At 44.0% G+C, this 23030-nt stretch carries 17 protein-coding genes and 1 tRNA gene; 3 read left to right on the top strand and 15 right to left on the bottom strand.

The window, feature by feature from the left end:
- The first annotated feature begins 1 nt into the window (after position 1).
- The gene (locus IEY67_RS07260; protein WP_183668959.1) at positions 2–2080 is read left to right on the top strand and encodes a protein-disulfide reductase DsbD family protein; all 2079 of its coding nucleotides are present in this window, start codon (positions 2–4) and stop codon (positions 2078–2080) included.
- A gap of 100 nt (positions 2081–2180) precedes the next feature.
- Positions 2181–2966, top strand: coding sequence for a nucleoside triphosphate pyrophosphohydrolase (gene mazG, locus IEY67_RS07255; RefSeq protein ID WP_183668957.1), 786 nt, complete (start codon positions 2181–2183; stop codon positions 2964–2966).
- Between the two features lie 95 nt (positions 2967–3061).
- On the opposite strand, the gene IEY67_RS07250 is transcribed toward mazG, so the two are convergent.
- The 15 genes from IEY67_RS07250 to IEY67_RS07180 form a co-directional block, all read right to left on the bottom strand.
- The gene (locus tag IEY67_RS07250; protein ID WP_122353363.1) at positions 3062–3532 is read right to left on the bottom strand and encodes a hypothetical protein; all 471 of its coding nucleotides are present in this window, start codon (positions 3530–3532) and stop codon (positions 3062–3064) included.
- 48 nt (positions 3533–3580) lie between these two features.
- On the bottom strand, positions 3581–3967 hold the full coding sequence (locus tag IEY67_RS07245; protein ID WP_122353362.1) for a hypothetical protein: 387 nt from the start codon (positions 3965–3967) through the stop codon (positions 3581–3583).
- 46 nt (positions 3968–4013) lie between these two features.
- The gene (locus IEY67_RS07240) at positions 4014–4565 is read right to left on the bottom strand and encodes an RNA polymerase sigma factor (protein WP_122353361.1); all 552 of its coding nucleotides are present in this window, start codon (positions 4563–4565) and stop codon (positions 4014–4016) included.
- A gap of 82 nt (positions 4566–4647) precedes the next feature.
- A tRNA-Leu gene (locus tag IEY67_RS07235) sits at positions 4648–4729 on the bottom strand.
- Between the two features lie 233 nt (positions 4730–4962).
- A complete protein-coding gene (locus IEY67_RS07230; RefSeq protein WP_183668955.1) occupies positions 4963–9525 on the bottom strand; it encodes a DUF6383 domain-containing protein in 4563 nt (1520 codons plus the stop codon).
- 259 nt (positions 9526–9784) lie between these two features.
- Positions 9785–10684 carry an AraC family transcriptional regulator gene (locus IEY67_RS07225; protein WP_122376292.1) on the bottom strand — a complete coding sequence of 300 codons (900 nt, stop codon included), beginning with the start codon at positions 10682–10684 and terminating at the stop codon, positions 9785–9787.
- A 100-nt stretch (positions 10685–10784) separates the two neighbouring features.
- A complete protein-coding gene (groL, locus tag IEY67_RS07220) occupies positions 10785–12425 on the bottom strand; it encodes a chaperonin GroEL (protein ID WP_122353358.1) in 1641 nt (546 codons plus the stop codon).
- A 33-nt stretch (positions 12426–12458) separates the two neighbouring features.
- Positions 12459–12728: a co-chaperone GroES gene (locus IEY67_RS07215; protein ID WP_122376291.1), complete on the bottom strand. Its 270-nt coding sequence runs from the start codon at positions 12726–12728 to the stop codon at positions 12459–12461.
- Between the two features lie 393 nt (positions 12729–13121).
- Entirely contained in the window at positions 13122–14552 is a 1431-nt protein-coding gene (locus IEY67_RS07210; protein ID WP_122376290.1) for a glycoside hydrolase family 30 protein, read from the bottom strand.
- Positions 14553–14629: 77 nt separating this feature from the next.
- Positions 14630–15985 (bottom strand): histidine--tRNA ligase, encoded by a 1356-nt coding sequence (gene hisS, locus IEY67_RS07205; protein WP_122376289.1) that lies wholly within the window; start codon positions 15983–15985, stop codon positions 14630–14632.
- 447 nt (positions 15986–16432) lie between these two features.
- Positions 16433–17119: a zinc metallopeptidase gene (locus IEY67_RS07200; RefSeq protein WP_122353353.1), complete on the bottom strand. Its 687-nt coding sequence runs from the start codon at positions 17117–17119 to the stop codon at positions 16433–16435.
- A 124-nt stretch (positions 17120–17243) separates the two neighbouring features.
- Entirely contained in the window at positions 17244–18515 is a 1272-nt protein-coding gene (locus IEY67_RS07195; RefSeq protein ID WP_122376288.1) for an adenylosuccinate synthase, read from the bottom strand.
- 29 nt (positions 18516–18544) lie between these two features.
- On the bottom strand, positions 18545–19009 hold the full coding sequence (locus tag IEY67_RS07190; RefSeq protein ID WP_075556218.1) for a Fur family transcriptional regulator: 465 nt from the start codon (positions 19007–19009) through the stop codon (positions 18545–18547).
- A gap of 57 nt (positions 19010–19066) precedes the next feature.
- A complete protein-coding gene (locus tag IEY67_RS07185) occupies positions 19067–19750 on the bottom strand; it encodes a DNA alkylation repair protein (protein WP_122353351.1) in 684 nt (227 codons plus the stop codon).
- A gap of 3 nt (positions 19751–19753) precedes the next feature.
- Complete coding sequence (locus IEY67_RS07180; RefSeq protein ID WP_122376286.1) at positions 19754–21811, bottom strand: dipeptidyl-peptidase 3 family protein; 2058 nt, start codon at positions 21809–21811, stop codon at positions 19754–19756.
- 136 nt (positions 21812–21947) lie between these two features.
- On the opposite strand from IEY67_RS07180, the gene mnmA reads away from it, so the two are divergent.
- Positions 21948–23024 carry a tRNA 2-thiouridine(34) synthase MnmA gene (gene mnmA, locus IEY67_RS07175; RefSeq protein WP_122376285.1) on the top strand — a complete coding sequence of 359 codons (1077 nt, stop codon included), beginning with the start codon at positions 21948–21950 and terminating at the stop codon, positions 23022–23024.
- Positions 23025–23030 lie beyond the last annotated feature (6 nt).

Here is a 23030-nt window from a genome sequence, read left to right as displayed (position 1 = left end):
AATGAAGAAACTCTTTAGCATCTTATTGCTGGTGTTCGTAACACTGGCCGTACAGGCTCAAATCCATCAGCCTGTCAAGTGGAAAATAAAACTGGAGGACTCCAAATCTGCCGAAAAAGAAATCGTATTCGCCGCCACGATCGAAAAGGGCTGGCATTTATACGATATGAATCTGCCGGAAGGAGGACCTGTATCGACCTCGTTCACCTTTGAAACGCTTCAGGGGGCAGAACTGATCGGACAACCGGTGTCCAACATCAAACCGACTGTCGTTTACGACGAGCAGTTTGCAATGGACCTCCGCTGGTTCCCCGGTGCCGTTACTTTTACCCAAAAGGTAAAAATCCTCGATCCTAAAAAGTTCAAGATTGAAGGTGAAGTAGAATTTATGGTCTGCAACGACGAAACCTGTCTGCCGCCTGACCGTGTGAGCTTTGCTTTCGACAGCAAAAATACAAAACTGACATTGCCTGCCGATGCCCCTGTCGTGGAAAAAGACGATGTGACAAAAGAACTACCGGACACAAACCTGGTCATAGAAGAAGGGAAAACCCTTACTACACCTGATCCGGTAGCCAAAGAAGAGGTAGTCATCGCTAATCCGGAAAAGATTGCCAACGCACTGACAGACGACGCAGCTTTATGGACACCTGTTATCGATGACCTGAAAGCGTATGGCGACACAACCGTTACAGCAACAGATACTTCCTGGTTATTCATCTTCTTCGCCGGATTCCTGGGGGGACTGATCGCCTTGCTGACTCCATGTGTATGGCCAATGATCCCGATGACGGTCAGTTTCTTCCTGAAACGTACCAAAGACCGGAAGAAAGCGATCCGCGATGCCGTCACTTATGGCCTGTCTATCATCGTGATTTATTTGGTGATGGGATTACTCATCACAGGTATTTTCGGGGCAAGCGCCTTGAACGACCTATCGACAAACGCTATTTTCAATATCATATTCTTCCTGTTGCTGGTTGTATTTGCTATCTCGTTCTTCGGGGCATTTGAAATGGTATTACCTGCATCATGGACTACAAAACTGGATAGTAAAGCGGATTCTACGACCGGTATATTAAGTATCTTCTTCATGTCGTTTACACTGGTACTGGTATCTTTCTCCTGCACGGGTCCGATCATCGGTACACTGCTGGTACAAGCGGCATCTATGGGTACGGCTGTGGGTCCGGCTATCGGAATGTTCGGATTTGCGTTGGCACTTTCCATTCCGTTCAGTTTATTCGCTATCTTCCCGAATATGCTGCAAAGTATGCCTAAATCCGGTGGATGGCTTAACTCTGTCAAAGTGGTATTAGGCTTCCTGGAACTGGCATTGGCATTAAAATTCCTTTCTGTTGCCGACCTGGCTTACGGCTGGCGTCTGCTTGACCGCGAAGTATTTATCGTTTTATGGATCGTAATATTCTTCCTGTTAGGACTCTACCTGCTGGGCAAGATCAAATTCAGCCATGACAGCGATGTAAAATATGTATCCGTACCACGTCTTTTCATGGCAATCATCTCCTTTGGTTTCGCCGTTTATATGATACCTGGACTTTGGGGTGCACCGCTGAAATCGATCAGTGCCTTTGCTCCTCCTTTGTACACACAGGATTTCAGTCTGTACAACGATGAAGTACATGCCCCCTTCGATGATTACGAAAGTGGTATGGCTTATGCCAAACGGGTAAACAAGCCGGTTATGATCGACTTCTCCGGTTTCGGTTGTGTAAACTGCCGTAAGATGGAAGCATCCGTATGGACAGATCCGAAAGTAAAACAATTACTAGAGAAGGATTACGTACTGATCACCCTGATGGTAGACGACAAAACCAAACTGCCCAAACCGATAGAAATAGAAGAACACGGTAAAGTCCGTAAACTGAAAACGATCGGTGACAAATGGAGTTATCTCCAAAGAAGCAAGTTCGGAGCCAATGCGCAACCTTTCTACATTCTGTTGAATGACGAAGGCAAACCGCTCGGCCCGTCTTACGCCTTCAACGAAGATGTATCGAAATATATACAATTCCTTGAAAACGGATTGAAAGCTTTCAAAGAGCAAAATAAAAAGTAATAAATAAATCAATGTGCGAATATGCCAATTGGATACTCTCAAGCGAAAAGAGTATTTCAATTGGCATATTTGGCACATTATCAAATTGGCATCTTATTCAATGGCAACAAGAGAAGAAAAAATGGAAGCCTTCGGGCAACTACTCGACATCCTGGATGAACTCCGGGTGAAATGTCCCTGGGACAGAAAACAGACAAACGAGAGTCTGCGCACCAACACAATCGAGGAAACCTACGAATTGTGCGATGCAATCATGAAGAATGATAACTACAACATCAAGAAAGAACTGGGTGACCTGCTCCTGCATATCGTTTTCTATGCAAAGATCGGTGAAGAGAAAGAAGCTTTCGATATCAAAGATGTATGCGACAGCCTCTGCCAGAAACTGATCTTCCGTCATCCGCACGTATTCGGCGATGCATCTGCAGATACTGCCCAGAAGGTAGAACAAAGCTGGGAACAGATAAAACTAAAAGAAAAAGGCGGAAACAAAACTGTACTGGAAGGTGTCCCTTCTTCCCTTCCCTCTGTCGTTAAAGCCCACCGTATCCAGGATAAAGCCCGCAACGTCGGTTTCGATTGGGAACAACGCGACCAGGTATGGGATAAAGTGCACGAGGAATTCACAGAGCTGAAAGAAGAGATCGACAAAATGGATGCGGATAAGATGGAAGCTGAATTCGGCGACCTGTTCTTCAGCCTGATCAATGCCGCCCGCTTGTATAAGATCAATCCTGACAACGCACTGGAACGCACGAACCAGAAGTTTATCCGCCGTTTCAACTATCTGGAAGATCATACCATTAAAGAAGGACGCTCACTAAAAGAAATGTCTTTGGAAGAGATGGATAAGATATGGGATGAAGCTAAATCGAAAGGTTTATAAAAAACAAAAGGGGAACCGACATCACGTCGCCACCCCTCCCTTAACTTAAACGCCAAAACTAAATCTAAACAAAAAACACAAATAATGATAATATTTTATTTTTTCTTGTTTTCTTCTTTCTTATCATCCGGTCCCTTCATAAAACTTCGTGCAAACTTATATTCGGCACGCCTATATTTATAAAGTTTCTCTGGCGATAATATCTTTTTAAATTTTTCGTAATATTCTTTCTCTAAAGCTGCCTCCTTCATCTTGACTCCGATACATTCATCATTTACTTTTGAATAATCGCTTTCCGTCGGAGATTTCATATGCTTCAGATCCTTTGACAGTCTACGGCATTCACGGCCAACTTCAAACATCTTCTCCTGCAATTCATTACACAAAGGAATGAAAGCTGCAGCTTCTTCCGGTGTCAACCCTACTTCAGCTGTAATAAAGGCATTTCTTTTTGCCTGAAAGGCCTCCTTGTCAAAATGTCGATGTTGTTTATCTCCCTGCGCCAACACTTTCGAAGAGAATAAAACTGAAATCGCCACAAATGTAATAAAAAATATTTTGCTCATACAATTATTATTACAAAAATATGCTAATAACTTCTTTTTTTCGTCAATTTATTCATAATTGCCCAATTCTTCTGCTAAAAGATAATCTGTATACTGGGCTTCCAGATATTCCAGATATTCTTCATTTTCCGCTTCGAGTATCGCAGCTTTTGTTTCCGATGCATCTGTCGACTGCACCAACAGTGTATCAGACTGGCTCTTTTCACCGTCGAAACCGACTATTGCTTTAAAGAACAATCCCAGCCCGGCAAATACCGCCGCCATATACAACCAGGGACGCACACGGTCTATCATAGAGACTTTCTTTGCCTCTACGCGCGGCTTCTCCGGCAACTGGCTCATTATATTAGCCGTGAGATCCTTCATGTACCCATCGGGCACAGTAAAAGGATTCTTTCCTTTAAAACGATCCAGATTGTTTTGTTCTTTTTCCATACACTTCCGTTTTAATACACCTTTGACGAGCTTCTGCCCAAAAGGTTTAAATGTCTTTTGTTAAAAACTCCTCGACTTTTTTGACTGCATGATGATAAGAGGCCTTCAAGGCACCGACAGAAGTTCCGAGAACCTCTGACATATCTTCATATTTCATCTCGTCAAAGTATTTCATGGTAAACACTAAACGTTGTTTCTCCGGTAAGGTGAGAATCGCTTTCTGCAACTTCATCTGAGCTTCGTCACCGTCAAAGTATTCGTCTCCTTTCAGACGTTCCAGCAAAAAGATGTCGGTATCGTCGATCGATACATTGTTCATATTCCGCTGACGGTTCAGGAAGGTAATACATTCGTTGATGGCAATTTTATACAGCCAGGTAGACAACTTCGCCTCGCCCCGGAAATAATCGATATTTGTCCAGGCTTTCAGAAAAGTATTCTGCAAAAGGTCATTTGCATCGTCATGGCTCAATACCATCTTTCGTATCTGCCAGTATAACTTTTCCCCGTAAAGGCTCACGACTCTGGCAAAAGCATCCCTTTGCCGGGCCGGATCCCGCAGTTGTTCTACTATTTCATCTTCCGTATATTGCTGCATCCTCTCCATTTTGGCTCAAATATATAAAAAAATACGGACATAAAAAAAGCGGGCAACTTTATAAGTTGTCCGCTTTCGGAAGTGCCCAGAACAGGACTCGAACCTGCACGCCTCGCGACACACGCACCTGAAACGTGCGCGTCTACCAATTCCGCCACCTGGGCATTTCATTACTTTCAGGTAAGCAATCTCTCGTGATTGCGGTGCAAAGGTAGTGTTTTTTTTCATACTGCAAAATATTCAGACGTTCTTTTTATATTATTTCATCTGAATTTTCAAGAAAAGAAGCATACAATTTGCCGTAACAACATTCCATCATAAAAAAACTCCGCCGGTTTCCCGACGGAGTTTCTATGTTGGAATACTTTCAGACTGTTCAGTCTTTCCGGTATATTATTTACTTAACAACAGCTTTCACTGCGCTTTCGCCTTCTACAGCTACAACTACGATACCTGCAGGAGCAGAAATCTTAACGTTATCAGAAGAAACAACTGTTCTTGCAACTGTCTGTCCTAATACATTTGTAACAACTACAGTCTTGTTAGCAGCACCCTGGATCGTTACAGCACCTACTCCACCGATTACCTTAACTGCATCTGTCGAGATATTTTCGTTATCTGTCGGCGGGTTGTAAGAATCTTCGTCGAACTTCATATCACCAGAACCTTCTGTGAAGATTGAAGTACCAAACTTAGCGATTTCAGAAGCTGCAGCTTTCACTACTGAAGGAGAATAGCTGTAAGCTGTTACGCGTACTGCATATTCAGTCTGCGGTTTCAAGTTGATTGCTCTGATTGAAGTTGACGTAGGACCTACTTCTTCAGATTCAATACCTTGTACAAAGATGAAATCCCACTTAGGTGATTCTTCCATATAACTAGCTACCGGCAGAGAACCGAAGTCAGGATTCCAGTCATTCTTATTGAATGCGCCAGTGTTTTCTTCAAGACCATCTTTTTCGTCACGAGACAAACGAGTTGTGTTAGTGAATTCGAAGATATCGATCTGCTTGCCACCTTCTTTCAACAGAACTGTATAAGTGTTAGCCGGGCTCAAATCAGCGTCAACGCCAAATGCTTCAGCCTTATAAGCTTCATTCAAATGAGTATTTGTTGAAATAACATCCATTGTCTTATATTCAGCGCCATTCTTCATGATAGTCAGCTTATAGTTGTGGTGCAACAACGGATTGATTACTTCACCTGTTCCGTTGAACAATTCAACCATGATTGTACCTTCTTCAGCTTTCACTTCAGAGATAAAGATATTCTTAGAAGTGTTCTGTTTTTCGTACTGACCAAGTTCTACTTTGTAGTAATGAACACCCGGAACTGCAGACCATCTGAATTCAGCCTTGCTACCGTTAATGTTGTCAGACAAATATTTAGTATCAACTACAGGAGCACTCAGAACCGGAGAATAATTAACCGGAAGATCTACTGTACAGTTGCACAATGTGCTTGCTGCTAATACGTCTGCAACCAAGTCATGGTCGTTCTTATCAGCCAACAGGTCGATAGAAACCGGAATAATAGCTTCGCTTACATATTCAGCCTGGTTCTTACCTTCTGTAGAAGCGATCAATGCACCAGCAGGAGAGATAGCGATTACTTTAGATACTTCTTCAGTAGGATCGATTGCCGGCAGGTCTTTACCAATCAGATAGATTTGTTTAGTTGCAGCAATGTCATCATCAATAAATGTAACAGCACCGAAGTCTAACTTAGCCAACTTAGCAGCCTTTGTATCAGCTGTAGCAGCGAAATACAGTTCAGGTTGTTTAACATCACCATAGATACGAGTAGCTACAGTATCGTTACGATAAGCTCCGTAGATATAGAACAAGTTAGTATAACTGTTAGTTTGTCCCTTATTGTTTTCTACATTTTTATCAGCATACTTTTCATCCAAACCATATACATAAGTCCAGCTGATCTGGTCTTTGATCTGCATCGGATACAGACGAACTGTGTCATTTACATAATTATAGATGAAGTCTTTGTTATCAATTGCTGAATGGATTGTATCAGGAACGATACCAGCCTTGTCAGACGGTTTGAATGTAGACTTAACGTAAGCAAGTAATTCACCATATTTGTTAGGAATCAATTTGCCAGCATCCAAAGTACCAATGATAACAGTTGTATCGTGATCGAATGCACCAATCTTATTAGACATGCTTGTTTCCACTGTTACCGGAGCAACAAGGTTCAAACCTGCGATAACGAAAGTACCGTCTTTCACTTCGTAGCACTGTTCCTGACCCAGGTAATAAGTAGCATAGTTCTTAGTATAAAGATCACGGAATACATTAGAATCATATTCACCATGTTCAAACTCATCAAGATCCTGGATATTTCCTAACAAGCTAGTATAAGCACCTACCGGTTTGTCACCTGTCATAGTAGAAACAAGACCTTTAAATACAGAACCAACTACATTGAACTGATTGAAACCTGTCAATTCTTTTTCCCATCCCGGATGATTAGCTTTACCGTCGCCTGCATCATTCGTCAACAGACCGAACTGAGCCATATCTGTCAGGATTTCTTCTGTCGGAACCCAATCAGTTCTAGACTGAGGAGTATATCTAACCTTAACAGCAATACCGTTATTTTTCAGGGCATCCAGATTTGCTTGTTTGTACGGAACACGGATATACAATGTGTCACCAGCACTTTCACCACGCCAAACAGATCCTGGTTGCGGTTCAAGACCACCAACATCACCACGATTCCAAACAGCATTCGCATATTCTGTTGAGAAATAGAAGTTCCTATCCTGTAATACTTCTCTTTCACCAATTTCCATAGCCTGTTTGTACAGACGGATAGTTGTAAAGTTAGGATCGTCAGCATCCGGTTTCAAACCTGTAGCATATACATGAACGACATGGTTACGAGAAGAACCACCGATACCCCATACATAAGAATCTTTATTAGTAAAGTAAGGAGCAGCAAATACTTCAGCACCACCCTTAACAGCTTCACTTATAGAACCGATAAGACCTTCTCCTCCTGAATTTCTGTCAGCAGCAGCAAGCAAACCGTCTGTAATGTTCATTACATTAGCTAATGTACTTGATACAGTAGCAACAGTACCATCTTCTGTTTCAACACCTTTCCAGTTAGTCCATACGTGCTGAGTACGAGCAGATGTAGTCAGAACACCCGGATAATAAACTTCACCCAGATTGATCAAATCCTGTCCTGAATAACCTTCGCAATCATTCTGAGCATTCAATGTTGCCAATAAGCCCCATTTTTCTTCTATATTATAAGCTTCATCCTGATCGATGTTCATGTTTTCTGAAGCAAAGTGGAAAGCAGCTTTCACTGTCCAACCTTCAGCCAGATTACCCTGGCAAGTAATAGCTTCTCCAGGAATACATTTTGTATGCTTATGTGCTTCTACCAAGTTACCTTCGAAGTACCAGTTGAATCCTAAGAATTCAATCTTATCTTCCCATCTGTCGGTAGAACCCGGATCAGCAGGAGTCAACAATTCAAGATCCAATACACCACCATCGCAATTACCTGACTCAGCAACCAACATATTAGCAACTGGTCCACCTGCCGCGCAGTCACTGACAAACATAGGCAGATAAGTAAAGTCGATAGTTGTTTCGAGCACTTCTTCGTATTTTGTAAATACCAGGTCGTCACCGAATTTGAAAGTACCGCGAGCATCTACGCTATGTCTTACAAACGCTGTATCTGTACTGGATGCAGTTGTTGTTGCAAATACATAGTCAGCCAATTTCCATTGATCAACCTTTGTTCCTGGTTCAACATGATAAACAACCTTTACGTTTGACCAGTCAACCGGATTATATTCATTGAACAAACCTGCACGTACATAGAAACTTCTACTTCCGTCAGCTTCTGTTGCCTGAGAGAAGTTACCTTCAGTAATAGCAACATTACCAATCTTTTCAAGAACGATAGGAGCTTTCACATTCAGTTTCAAATAAGTAGCCTGAACATGGTGAGGAGTTTCAGCACCAGCCATCTTATCATTGAACTTCCAGATCTTAACATCCATTTCAGAAGCATCGCATTCAGTAGAACGGTTAACACCTACACGGAATTCTTTTTCTGTTTCATAATCTATTTCTACGTGAGGACGAATGAAATCAAGATTAATGTCACCGAACAATGTTACAGGTTCCAAAGTATCAGAAGTTTCACTTTCATCAGCTACAGAATATTCTGATTCAAGAACAACACGGATAATAGCATTATCTATGTTAATTTTACCTGCGCCAGTTGCATTGAACATAACCTGGTAAGCCTCCGGTGTTGTATTATCACCTACAGTTACACCATTCTTGTCAATTTTAAAACCATCGTCATAAACTTCGTCATAAGGAAGATCACCACGAGTAGTTCCATCCAGCTCTAAAACTTCAGCTTTTTCAATCTTCCATAACAGATTACGGTTTACATTAACGTTTTCTAAACGGCTAATCCAGAAATGGAAACTTGTTGCATCTGTCAAACCTCTTGTATCAAATACGAATTCAACACGGCTCTTAACTTCTCTGGTTGGTCTAACACCCAGATAATTAAAATCCTTTACTGTTGTAATACCGTAATGAGGTTTATTAACATTGTCATAAAACTCGCCAGTTGACAGATAGTCACCTCCTGCAACAGGGCTGGCCTCAGAATCGAAAGAAACAAACATACCAGGAAGAAGAGTAGCATCAGCCACCTTATTCAAAGGTAAAGTATACTTCCAAATATTAACCGGATGAGTTTTATTTACTAACGCATCTCCATCGAGAAGGTTAAATTTCGCAGCGGCTTTCAATTGTGCTTCAGTAGGATCTTCAAATGCAGCCTTGTAAGTATCACCTGTCTTATACCAGGCTGGTACCGCATTTTGAGCAAAAATTGAAAAACTACTGCTTGCCACAAGGAACGCGGCGAACAAAGTAGAAAACTTTTTGTTCATAATCAAATAATTTAATTAGTAATAAAATATAAAGTTCTAATAAATCTATCTTGTAATAAAAAATAAAGCTCAACAACGGATCTCTTTCAATCCTAACAGTGCATACCTCGCACCAAAAACATAACGCAAAGATACATATCTTTTTTAGTTAGACTATTTTTTTGATATATTTTTTTCCCTTTAACCATGCTTTCTTATCCTATTCCAAGTTTAAAAAGGACAAATTACACGTTTTCACGTACAACCTACGTTATTCCTGTCAGACCATCCCATGTTCGGACTCCCGACGGCGATATTCGGAGGGAGATATACCCATTATCTTCGTAAAAGTACGCGAAAAGTATGCCGGTTCTTCAAAACCAAGCTTTGTAGATATCTCATTCAGTTTCAGCGCAGTCAGCTCTATATACTGGCATGCCTTCTGTATCTTCAGCCGGATAAAATAACTGATCGGCGAAACGCCTGTCTCCCGCTGGAAAAGCATGGAGAAGTGCGACGGGGAATATTTGAAGTAGGCTGCCAACTGGTCTAAAGTAAGATTCCGCTCCAGGTTTTCATTCATATAATGGATCACCCTCGAAGAGAACGAATACTCTTTATGGTTAGGTAAATTAATATAACGGTACTGCTCCAGATATAAAAAAGAGGTAAGAAACATGTAAAGGCACATGGAGGAATAAACCATATATTCCTTTATATACCCCATCGAAAAACAACTGTAGATTTCCTCGAATAATTGTATTCTGTCCTGCAGACGTGAATATTCGCCGGGAAGGATCGTTCCGGGTATGGGCGTCGGCGGAAGGAACTCGCCACTCAGCTTCCCCATAAAATGTACCCAGTAGATAGTCCAGGGATCGTCCTCGGAGGCTCCGAACGAATAGGGAACGTTCGGAGGTATAATAATGTATTGATTCTGTTTCACCGGATACGTCTTGCCGTGAATGGTGTACCACCCCTCTCCTTCCGTACAGTAGATAAGCATAGCATAGCTGCAACCCTGGTCTTTTTGTACGTAATGGTACTTGACTTTCGGGAAGAAGCCGATCTTACGAACGTACAGATTGCCGACAAGCGGCTCATGGCTATACGTTTCAAGCAACTCGTCCGGCAAGAAAACGAATCGTTCTCCTTTGAATCCTTCTTTAATCTTTATCACTATACATTATTATATATGTAAACCACGACAAATATAATAAAAAAACGGCCACTTCCTTTTCGGGAAGCAGCCGTTTCCGGTTTTATCTTGATGGGAAGAATTACATCATACCACCCATACCGCCACCCATACCCGGGTTCATCGGAGGCATAGCAGGACCTTCTTCTTTCTTTTCAGCGATCACACACTCTGTTGTCAGGAACATACCAGCGATAGAAGCTGCATTTTCCAAAGCAACACGAGTTACCTTAGCCGGGTCGATCACACCTGCTGCACACAGGTTTTCGTATTTGTCTGTACGAGCATTGTAACCGAAGTCACCCTTACCTTCTTTTACTTTCTGAACGATAACGGCACCTTCTTTACCTGCGTTTTCAACGATCTGACGCAACGGTTCTTCGATCGCACGTTTAACGATTTCGATACCTGTTGTTTCGTCTTCGTTTTCGCCCTTCATTCCTTCCAATGCTTCAATAGCACGGATATAAGCTACACCACCACCAGGAACTGTACCTTCTTCGATAGCAGCGCGGGTTGCATGCAAAGCATCGTCAACACGGTCTTTCTTTTCTTTCATTTCCACTTCAGAAGGAGCACCTACGTAAAGAACAGCTACACCACCTGCCATCTTAGCCAGACGTTCCTGCAGTTTTTCTTTATCGTAATCGGAAGTAGTGTTTTCGATCTGAGTCTTGATCTGACCGATACGAGCCTGGATAGCTGCTTTGTCGCCTGCACCGTTCACAATGATCGTAGTATCTTTGTCTACAGTGATCTTTTCGGCAGTACCCAACATATCCATTGTAGCACCTTCCAGTTTCAAACCTTTTTCTTCAGAGATAACAACACCACCAGTCAGCACTGCGATATCTTCCAACATCGCTTTACGACGATCGCCGAAGCCCGGAGCCTTCACTGCACAGATCTTCAGAGAACCACGCAGACGGTTCACTACCAATGTAGCCAATGCTTCACTGTCGATATCTTCAGCGATGATCAACAGAGGACGTCCGCTCTGAACAGCCGGTTCAAGGATAGGAAGCAGGTCTTTCAATACAGAGATCTTCTTGTCGTAGATCAGGATATACGGATTTTCCATCTCGCATTCCATCTTTTCTGTATTTGTTACGAAGTACGGAGAGATGTAACCACGGTCGAACTGCATACCTTCCACTACGTCTACTGTAGTTTCAGTACCTTTCGCTTCTTCTACTGTGATAACGCCTTCTTTCTTCACTTTCTGCATAGCTTCAGCAATCAGTTTACCGATCGTTTCGTCACCGTTGGCAGAGATTTTAGCTACGTGTTCGATCTTTTCGAACTGGTCACCTACTTCTTCAGCCTGGTCAGCGATCTTTTCAACCACTTTGGCAACGGCTTTGTCGATACCGCGTTTCAGGTCCATTGGGTTAGCACCTGCTGTAACGTTCTTCAAACCGACACCGATGATAGATTGTGCCAATACAGTAGCAGTAGTCGTACCGTCACCTGCATTGTCGTTAGTCTTCGAAGCAACTTCTTTTACCAACTGTGCACCCATGTTTTCGAACGGGCAAGCCAATTCAACTTCTTTTGCAACCGTTACACCGTCTTTTGTAATGTGAGGAGCACCGAATTTCTTTTCGATGATCACGTTACGGCCTTTCGGGCCTAATGTTACTTTTACTGCATTTGCCAATTCGTCCACACCTTTCTTCAAAAGGTCGCGGGCATCCATATCGTACTTAATTTCTTTTGCCATGATTATATTATTTTTTTATTGTCCGTTAATGAATTAGATAATAGCCAGGATATCAGACTGACGCATGATCAGAAACTTTTCACCTTCCAGTTCGATCTCTGTTCCTGCATACTTTCCGTACAATACAGTATCACCAGCTTTTACAACCATTTCTTCATCCTTTGTTCCGTTACCTACGGCAACAACTTCACCTTTTAAAGGTTTTTCTTTTGCTGAATCCGGGATAATGATTCCGCCAAGTGTCTTTTCTTCTGCTGCAGCGGGCTTGATAAGCACTCTGTCTGCTAATGGTCTAATGTTCATCTTTTGATATATTTTTAATGTTAATAATATTATGTTTATACGTGATTTTCTAATTCACGTTAACTCCTATGCGAAATCTGTGCCAAATTAATTGACAGGGAAAAGACTGACAATTTTGCATAAACGAACCGGTAGATACGCCGACATGACTGACAGGATGACTATACATTCCGCCTCTCATGCTTCCCGACTAGAACAAAAGTTGCAGGAAAGTAGTTCATAGGTTGCTGTCTTTTAACCTAAAACCAGTAATATTCTTTTCTTTTGAGTATACTTAAATTTAATTTCGAGCTAGCTAAAATTTGATTTTCAGGCTTGCCAAAAGAAAAAAGAATAAGGGACGAAAAGATTAAAACCTTACGTCCCTTACATTAATATATAATATATTCCAGATTAGTCTATCAGTAGCGTAGCGATGGAATGAGCCGGCAGTACAGGCTGGTAGACACTACCGTCGATTTCAACAGAGACCTGACGTTCTTCATTGCCTTCGTTTGCCAAAGCGACAACAATACTTTTGTCAGGATTGACGAAAGCCATCAGGTTGCTGTACTGCCCGGAGGTTTCGAGCTTGCGGGCACCGGGCTGGACATAATGGCTCAGATGCTTCATTACGTAATATTCAGGTGTATAACGGAAAGTTTTCGCATCGGGATCAACTACGACTAAGGAATTTTGCGCCCATCCCCATCGGCTGATGCCACCTTTGTCGAGCGAGATATTCCAGTACATATAGGCGGATGCACCGTTCTCCAGGTAATGACGCATCAGGTTCCAGGAATAAACGGCACCCCTCCAGTCGTTCCTGCCGTCGCCGCATTCCTGCTCTGTCTGATAGAGCTTCATAGCCGGATAACGCTCGTGGATTCCTTTGATCGCTCCTTTTCCCGCCCATTGGAAACCGACACCGCTGATATACTTTCCACTTGCCGGATCGGTCAGAATGGTATCGACAAGGGTTTCGTTGGCACGTTCCATCGTTCCGAACATAACTTTGACATCCAGTTCCTTCATAGCCGGGCCGAGGTAGTTACCGATAAAGTCGGCCAAAGAGGCGGCAGTCCAGCAACAACTGGGGAATATCTGTGCCGAATTAAATTCGTTCTGAGGCATGACGGCAAAAATGTCGATGCCTTGTCCGCGGTAGGCTTCGATGAATTTGGAAAAGTAAAGGGCATACGCCCGGAGATAAAGCGAATCCTGGATAAACATGTCTGTGCCTTCGTAGCCGACTTTATCGGCGGGCAGACCGTTGCGGTATTTCTCGCTATAGGTTTCGCCGGTATAAGCAGAGGCGTAGTGCTTATTGTATTTCATCCAGGAAGGGGGACACCAGGGGGAAGCCCAGATACTCAGGTCAGGATTGTATTTCTGTGCACCTTTGATGAAAGGGATCAATGTCTGTTGATCGTTGGCGATAGTGAAGTATTGCATATCGAAATCCCCGTCGGTTTCGTTATATGAGTACCAGTCACGGGAGAAGTCGTTGGCTCCTACCGGCATACGGCAGATGGTAAAGTTCGCTCCTATCTCCGGGAAGAAAAGCTCTTCGAGGATCTCTTCGCGGACTGTCGGGTCGAGTTTGCTCAGGGATATCCAGCCCAGTTCGTTGAAACAGGCACCGAAACCGTCTATCTTCTGGAGTTTCTTACCGGTGTGAACAACCGCATCGATATCAGGAATGGTATCAGAAGATGCAGAGACGAGATCGTCTTGTTCAACCCATTGTTCACCTTCGGTCGTCGTCACCCACGATGCACGCGGTTGGAAAGAGCAGGCCGAAAGGCATAATGCGAAAGTGAGAATTAATTGATATGCTTTCATTTCACGGTAGGTATAAGGAACAACGACTTCTCCTGTAAAAAGAGAAGTCGTTGCATATTAAAATATCTCTGATCTGATCAGAACTGTGCAATCAGCTCTTCCACAGTAACAGGCTTTTGCTCGCCTGTGATCATATTCTTCAGGTTGATCTTTCCTTCGTTCATTTCCGTTTCGCCGACGATAGCGACAAACGGGATTTTCTTTGTATCGGCATATCCCATCTGCTTCTTCATCTTGGCTGCTTCCGGGAATAGTTCGGTACGAATTCCGGCAGCACGCACCTGAGAGATAATGGGCAACAGATAACTTTCTTCCGTCGCTCCGAAGTTGACAAACAACAGCTGTGTTGTCATTAACGAATCAGCAGGATAGAGATCCAGCTGGTTCAATACGTCGAAGATACGGTCTGCACCGAAAGAGATACCGACACCTGACACACCGTCCATGCCAAATACACCGGTCAAGTTGTCATATCGTCCGCCACCGGTGATACTTCCGATCTGTACATCCAGGGCTTTTACTTCAAAGATAGCTCCTGTATAATAGTTCAATCCGCGGGCCAAGGTCAAGTCGAGTTCCAGTTCGGCACGCATAGGCAACTGGTCGATACGGTCGAGGATGAAGGTCATTTCTTCAATACCCTTCATGGCGATCTCGGAGGTAGCCAGCTGTTCTTTCAGGACAGCCAGTTTCTCACGGTTGGTTCCCGACAGCATGATGATCGGTTGCAGGCGGGCAATGGCTTCTTCGGAAAGCCCTTTCGAGCGAAGTTCTTCATTCACATTGTCCAGTCCGATCTTATCCAGCTTATCGATAGCCACGGTAATATCTACGATCTTGTCCGCTTCGCCGATGATCTCTGCAATACCAGATAAGATCTTACGGTTGTTCATCTTGATGCAGACACGGATGCCGAAACGGTAGAATACCTCATCCATGATCTGGATCAGTTCCACTTCATTGATCAGCGAATCGGAACCTACCACATCGCCGTCGCACTGGTAAAACTCGCGGTAACGGCCTTTCTGCGGACGGTCGGCACGCCATACGGGTTGTATCTGATAACGTTTGAAGGGGAATGTTATATCATTGCGATGCTGCACCACGTAACGGGCGAAAGGAACGGTCAGGTCGTAACGCAGACCTTTCTCGCAGGCTTTCACCCCGAACCGTACGGCATTACGTTCCAGCAACTCCTCATCGGTGATGCCCGAAAAGCAATCTCCTGAGTTTAATATCTTGAAAAGCAGTTTATCACCTTCCTCACCATACTTGCCCATCAGGGTCGACAGGTTTTCCATGGCTGGGGTTTCTATTTGCTGAAATCCGTACAGATGATATACTTCACGAATCGTATTGAATATATAATTACGTTTCGCCATTTCTTCAGGCGAAAAATCTCTGGTACCTTTTGGTATAGACGGCTTCTGCATATATCGTTTGCTCTTGTTTATCGTCGGAGCTAACCGACTTTTAGCTATTAAATTATTATTCGGAATGCAAAGGTAGGTATTTTGTTTCAATTTCGTAGTTTTCCGGTTAAGTTGATTGTTTTACCGGTTTCTTTTTATTATGTTTGCATCATAATCAAAAGATAACGAGACTATGAAAAAGAATTGGTTTATTATTCATTAAACTAAAGGAGGATTAGTCATGCCCGATTTTATATTTGTAGGTTTACTCTTTATGGGAATGGCACTCGGATTTCTAATCTGGGCACTTTATATGGAAGGTAAGTTCAGCAGAACAAAGAAGAAAAGGAAATAAAAATAGCAGCCGCACCCAATTGAATTGAGTGCGGCTGCTATTTTTATCAAGTGCGGCAGTCAGCTATATTCACTGCACCAGACAGTTTTATCCGCTGCCGCAATCAGTTCCGTTTAGTCACGGCTTCTTCCGCCCAGGAAAATCATTATATAATATAATAATGTAGCCAACGACCCTAAAGCAGCCACCACATAGGTATAAGCAGCAGAACGCAGCGCATCTTCAGCCATACCATGCGTACTGACATTCGTTATACCGGCCCTGCTCAACCATACCAACGCACGCTGGCTGGCATTGATCTCGACCGGCAACGTGATAAAGCTGAACAATGTCGTCGATGCGAACAGAATGATACCGAACAGCAGCAACTGCGGGAACTGATGGATCAGCAACATACCGCCCAGCAACACCCACGTCATAATATTCGAAGCGAAGCTGACCACCGGTACCAATGCCGACCGCATCTTCAGCGGAGCATACGAAGTGGCATGCTGTACCGCATGACCGCATTCATGGGCTGCAACGGCTGCCGCAGCAATACTATTACTGTAATATACCGATTCACTAAGATTCACCGTTTGATTTGCAGGATTGTAATGGTCTGTCAAATGTCCGGGAGTAGAAATCACCTTCACGTCGTAGATGCCGTTATCATGCAACATCTTCTCAGCCACATCCTTTCCGGTCATACCGTTAGGCATAGGGATCTTAGAATACTTCTCAAACTTGTTTTTCAGTCGGGAAGATACCAGCCAGCTTAACAAGGCAAAACCAATAAATATAATCCAATACATGCTCATAATGCTCTAATTAATTAAGTGTTATACAAGAAATGTCTTACAAAAAGTCTGCCAAAAACAAAAATGGCAGAAGATGGGCCTGCTGAGAGGTGGTCTTCTGCCATTTTGTAATAGTATATGAGGTTTATTCTTCCGTATACCGGATAATTGTCTGTTCACGGTCAGGTCCTACTGACACGATTTTAACGGGAACACCCAGCTCTTCTTCCAGGAAGGAAAGGTAAGCGTTGAATTCTTCAGGGAATTCGTCTTCGCTCTGCATCTTTGTCATGTCAGTCTTCCAACCCGGCAGTTCAACGTATACCGGTTCGATCGTATCGTCGATCTCGAACGGAAATTCCGTTACTTCTTCGCCATTGATCTTGTAAGCCACACAAGCCTTGATCGTTTCGAAGCTATCGAGTACGTCGCTCTTCATCATGATAAGCTGGCTTACGCCGTTAATCATAACGGCATATTTCAAAGCTACCAGGTCGATCCAGCCGCAACGACGTTTACGTCCTGTTACAGAACCGAACTCATGTCCTAACGTACAAAGCTGATCGCCTGTTTCATCGAACAACTCTGTCGGGAACGGACCGCTGCCGACACGTGTACAATACGCCTTGAAGATACCGTATACTTCACCGATATTGCGCGGAGATACGCCCAGACCTGTACAACAACCGGCACAGATCGTATTCGAAGAAGTCACGAACGGATAAGAACCGAAGTCGATATCCAGCATAGTTCCCTGTGCACCTTCTGCCAAAACAGACTTACCGTCTTTCAGGTAGTTGTTTACCACATGCTCGCTGTCGATCAGGTTGAATTGTTTCAGATATTCCAATGCTTCAAACCATTGAGCTTCCAGTTCCTTGATATCATAAGAATAGTTCAGTGATTTCAGGATTGCTTCGTGACGTGCCTTGGCAGCAGCATATTTTTCATCGAAGTTATGCAACAAGTCACCTACGCGGAGACCGTTACGGCTGATCTTGTCTGTATATGTCGGGCCGATACCTTTACCGGTCGTACCGATCTTACCGGAACCTTTAGCCGCTTCGTAAGCAGCATCCAGCATACGGTGGGTAGGCAGGATCAGGTGTGCCTTCTTGGAAATACAAAGTTGTTTGGTCAGGTCGTGACCACTGGCAGCAAGCGCTTCGGCTTCCTGCTTAAACAATAACGGGTCGAGAACGACGCCATTACCGATTACATTCACTTTTCCACCCTGGAAAATACCTGACGGAATAGAACGAAGGATATACTTTTCTCCGTTAAACTCCAATGTGTGTCCTGCATTGGGACCTCCCTGAAAACGAGTGATTACATCGTAATTCGGAGTCAGCACGTCGACAACTTTACCTTTGCCCTCGTCACCCCATTGCAATCCTAATAAAACATCTACTTTCATGTTATCTTTATAATAGACTATTAATATTCTTATTTACCATTCTTCTGCTGAAGTTTGAACTTGCATTTACTGCATATCCCATAAATATACAACGCATGAAACTCAGGTGTGAAACGGGATATCTTCAGATTGTTGACATCCTTTTTCAGCATACTGTCTTTCATTTCCCGGATCGCCCCGCACTTCATACAGATCAGATGAAGATGCGTTTCCGCCAAAGCCCGGAGTTCGTATTGAACCGATTGGGCGTTGAGTTGATGCCGCACGATCAGGCCACCGTCTTCCAGCACGTCCAGCGTATTGTAAAGCGTTGCCTTGCTCACATGGAAGTTCGTCTCTTCCAGTTTTTCCTGGAGTGAGTACATGTCGAAATGACCCGAGAAACGACATATGCATTCAAATATAGCATATCTTTCCTCCGTCTTTCGTAGTTTTTTCTCAGTCAGATACTCCGTAAACGACTGCTTCATCTCTATGTACTTCTTTTCATCCATTTCGTTGCGACTCTACGCGACCGACAAAGTTAGCGCATTTATTTTAAACGCAAAGCCTTAGCTATAATATTCAAATTCAAATTTTAAATCATTATATATTTCCTGTCCTTCCGGCGTCTCCATGAACTCCGGAAACTCATCGAAACCACTTAACATTTGCCGGGCATGATCGGCAGACTGGCGACCGTAAAATTTCATTGCTTTTACAGCTGCCTGCTTCTCTTTCCAGGTAGCGCCGAAGTCGGGCCAGGCAATCGAACGCATACATTCCACAATGAATGCAGCTCTTACCGGCGCAACCACAGTTTTCCCCTCCTTGAACAGTTCCGCCCAAATCAGGTAGGCCACCGTACGGGCATACTCGTCTTCCACATTGAAGATTAATCCCAGAAGAAGGTTATCGACATAAGGCAACTTGCAAAACAGATTACGGCTGCATTGTTCCGCGATTTCCAGATAGGGTATTTCTTTCACCCATTGCTTTGCCTGATCGAAAGGAAAATCATCCGCAGGCTGCAACATGGATGCCAGTATCTTGAACTCACGGATGTCTTCTTTCCACAGAGCAGCTGCCAGCTCCGAACCGGGTTCGTGCGTAGCGGCAATCTGCTTTATTTCGGGCAGAGGTACGCCGAAGTTCAGTTTATAAATTATCCCCTTCTCGCGCATGCTGGTGGATGTTACGCCATTCATCGCCATGCGGAGCTGGGTTCTTATTTCTTTTAATTGGTCCTGCAACATAGCTTAGTCGTTGTAAGATGGGAGGAATGAATAATCGTTACTGTAACGGAGCATCTGGTCCGTGTAGCCTTCGGTATAATCGAGGACGATATCGGTCACTTCTCCGTTATCGTTCTTCACCTCTTTCATAACCGGGTTCACAAAACCTTTGTAAGGAGCCAGGTTCAGTTTGGCATAACGGGCAAGCACCTCGTCGTGTAATATCTGGTCTACTTTTACGCCATAATCTTCCACCAGTTTCTTTCCGGCTGCAAAATCGCCTTCGCTCTTGATTCGCTGTACTTCAGCCAGTAACGTACCGAAGAGATTACGGAGTTTTTCGTAATCGTTTACAACTACGTATGTTTTACCGTCACGTTTCTTATATTCGATCACATTATCGGCTTTACCGTTCTCGTAGGCCCATTGGGCAATCAACTGACGGTTACGCATGTGGGCTTCTTCCACATTCTTACCGGCTTCGATACGGACAAGTTGTGTCATCAGGCCATTCATAATATACTTATAATACTCTGCCTTATATGCTTCTGCATCCGGCACCAAACCTAATTCCACTAATTTCGGATCACCCAGATAATACAGTCCGAACAGGTCGGCACGAGCTTCTTCGAGTGTAGAATCGTACGCTTTCAAGGCTCCGGATTCCGTATCCGGCAACAGTTTACCGGAACCATGTCCCAGACATTCGTGTAAATCCGTATGTAAATTATCCGTGATAAATCCGTATTTCTTCAACGCCTCACGTTCAACGTCACTCCAAACGAACTCTTCGCTAAAACCATTGCCTTGCGAAGCCTTATCGTAGGCTTCCGTTATATTCTCGATAGTAACTGATTTCGAACCGTGGTCGCGGCGTATCCAGTCTGCATTCGGCAGATTGATGCCGATCGGAGTTGCCGGATAACAATCGCCTCCCAGCATAGCGATGGTAATCACCTTGGCACTTACCCCTTTCACCTTTTCTTTTTTGAAACGTTTGTCTACCGGGGAATGGTCTTCAAACCATTGTGCGTTATCGCTGATAATCTTTGTACGCTTTGTCGCTTCCTTGTTGATAAAGTTCACGGTAGATTCCCAACTAGCCTTCATTCCCAGCGGATCGCCGTAGGTTTCGATAAAACCGTTTACAAAGTCCACATCGGATGTCGTATCTTCTACCCAAAGGATGGAATAAGCATCGAACGTTTTCAGATCGCCCGTCTGATAGTATTCGATCAGTTTTTCAATGATCGCTTTCTGTGTATCGTTCTCGGCAAAAACCACGGCTTTCTGCAACTCGCCGACTATCTGTTCGATGGCTGCCGAATAAAGGCCGCCGACTTTCCATACCTTCTCAACGATCTTTCCGTTCTCTTTTACCAAACGGCTGTTCAGACCGTAAGAAATCGGGGTGATAGTATCTTTTCCCGCTTTCATGGCTGTATAAAAGCCTTCCACCTCTTTCTCGGTAACACCTCCGCCATAGTAATTATTGGCGGATGCCAGAATCAGATCCTGATCACCGCTCTGCACGGTACGTTTCGCCAATACGGACGGATCAAAGATCACCGGAAATATCTCAGCGACAAACTGCTCCAGTGTCTGCCCTTCACGTAAAGGGAGGTTGGTCACGTCTACCTGTTCCAGACAACTCTTAAAAAACTCAGGTGTAAATCCGGGAACAAACTTATCCTCTGCATAATGATGATGGATGCCGCTTGAAAACCACACCCGTTTCAGGTAAGTCTCCAGCGCCTTGAACTGCGCATCTTCCCGGTTTCCTTTATACGTTGTATAAATCGTCTCCAGTGTGCGACGGATCGGCAGGTTATAGCGACAATTCTGATCAAAGAATATATCGCGGCCCATCAGCGCAGCCTGCGACAAATGATATAATAACTGTTTTTGTTTCAATGAAAGAGACTCGAATCCGGGAACCTGATAACGAAGAATCTGCAGGTCGGCGAACTGGTCTACCACATAATTAAAATCCCCCTGCGGTGCCTGTCCTTTATTTTCTTTCGGACCAGCACAAGCAGTCAATGCCATTGCTGTCATAAGCGATACTATTGTATTTCTCATATTATTTATAATAACTCTTTTGTTTTTTCTGAAGTATTACAACGAAAGGCTCTCCTGCAAAGGTAACGAATAAATCGAAGCCATAGGAATATCACCCTAATATTTTGTACCTTTGTAGCCGATATATTTAGAAAGAATGGAAATAGCAGCATTAGTATCAGGAGGTGTGGACAGCTCTGTAGTTGTCCATCAGTTGAAGGAGGCAGGATACGATCCTACCATCTTCTATATCCGTATCGGTATGGAAGATAAAGACGGATATATCGACTGTCCTGCCGAAGAAGACATAGAAATAACATCTTATATAGCACGTAAATACGGTTGCCGCTTCGAAGTGGTATCCCTGCATGACGAATATTGGGACAAGGTTGTCAGCTACACGATCGACTCGGTGAAGCGCGGCCTCACTCCCAACCCGGACATGATGTGCAACAAATTCATCAAGTTCGGCTGCTTCGAAGAGAAATGGGGAAAAGACTTCGACAAGATCGCAACCGGCCATTACGCCACAACGACCGAGATAGACGGCAAAGTATGGCTTTCTACCGCTAAAGACCCGGTAAAGGACCAGACCGACTTCCTCGGACAGATTACCCGTCTGCAAATCCAGAAGCTGATGTTCCCGATCGGGCACCTGATGAAAGCCGAAGTACGCGCCATCGCCGCCGAACAGAAGCTACCCAGTGCCATGCGTAAGGACAGCCAGGGCATCTGTTTCCTCGGCAAGATCAACTACAACGACTTTATCGAACGTTACCTGGGAAAACGTGTCGGCAAGATCGTCGAACTGGAAACAGGTAAAGTCTTAGGTAAACACAACGGTTACTGGTTTCACACGATCGGACAGCGCAAAGGTCTTGGATTGAGCGGCGGCCCCTGGTTCGTTATCAAGAAAGATATCAAACGCAATATCATCTACGTCTCCAACGGCTACGACCCGGAAACACAATACGGCAAAACGATCAACCTGCACGGTTTCGACTTCATCACCGAAGACCCGTGGGGAGAATTCACCGACGAGAAGGAGATCACCTTCAAAATCCGCCATACACCGGACTTTACCCCGGGACGTATCCGCCGTATCGGAGATTTATATCGCATCGAGTCCGAGAACAAAATACAGGGAATTGCCCCCGGCCAGTACGGTGTTGTCTACGACAAAGACCATCATCTCTGCCTGGGTAGCGGTATGATAATCGACGAAGAAAAATAAACCTTT

This window comes from Parabacteroides faecis, from assembly GCF_014647375.1.
In the GTDB taxonomy this organism is placed as follows: domain Bacteria; phylum Bacteroidota; class Bacteroidia; order Bacteroidales; family Tannerellaceae; genus Parabacteroides; species Parabacteroides faecis.
Note: the sequence above shows the minus strand (reverse complement) of the source record. Positions and strands in the feature narration are given on the sequence as shown.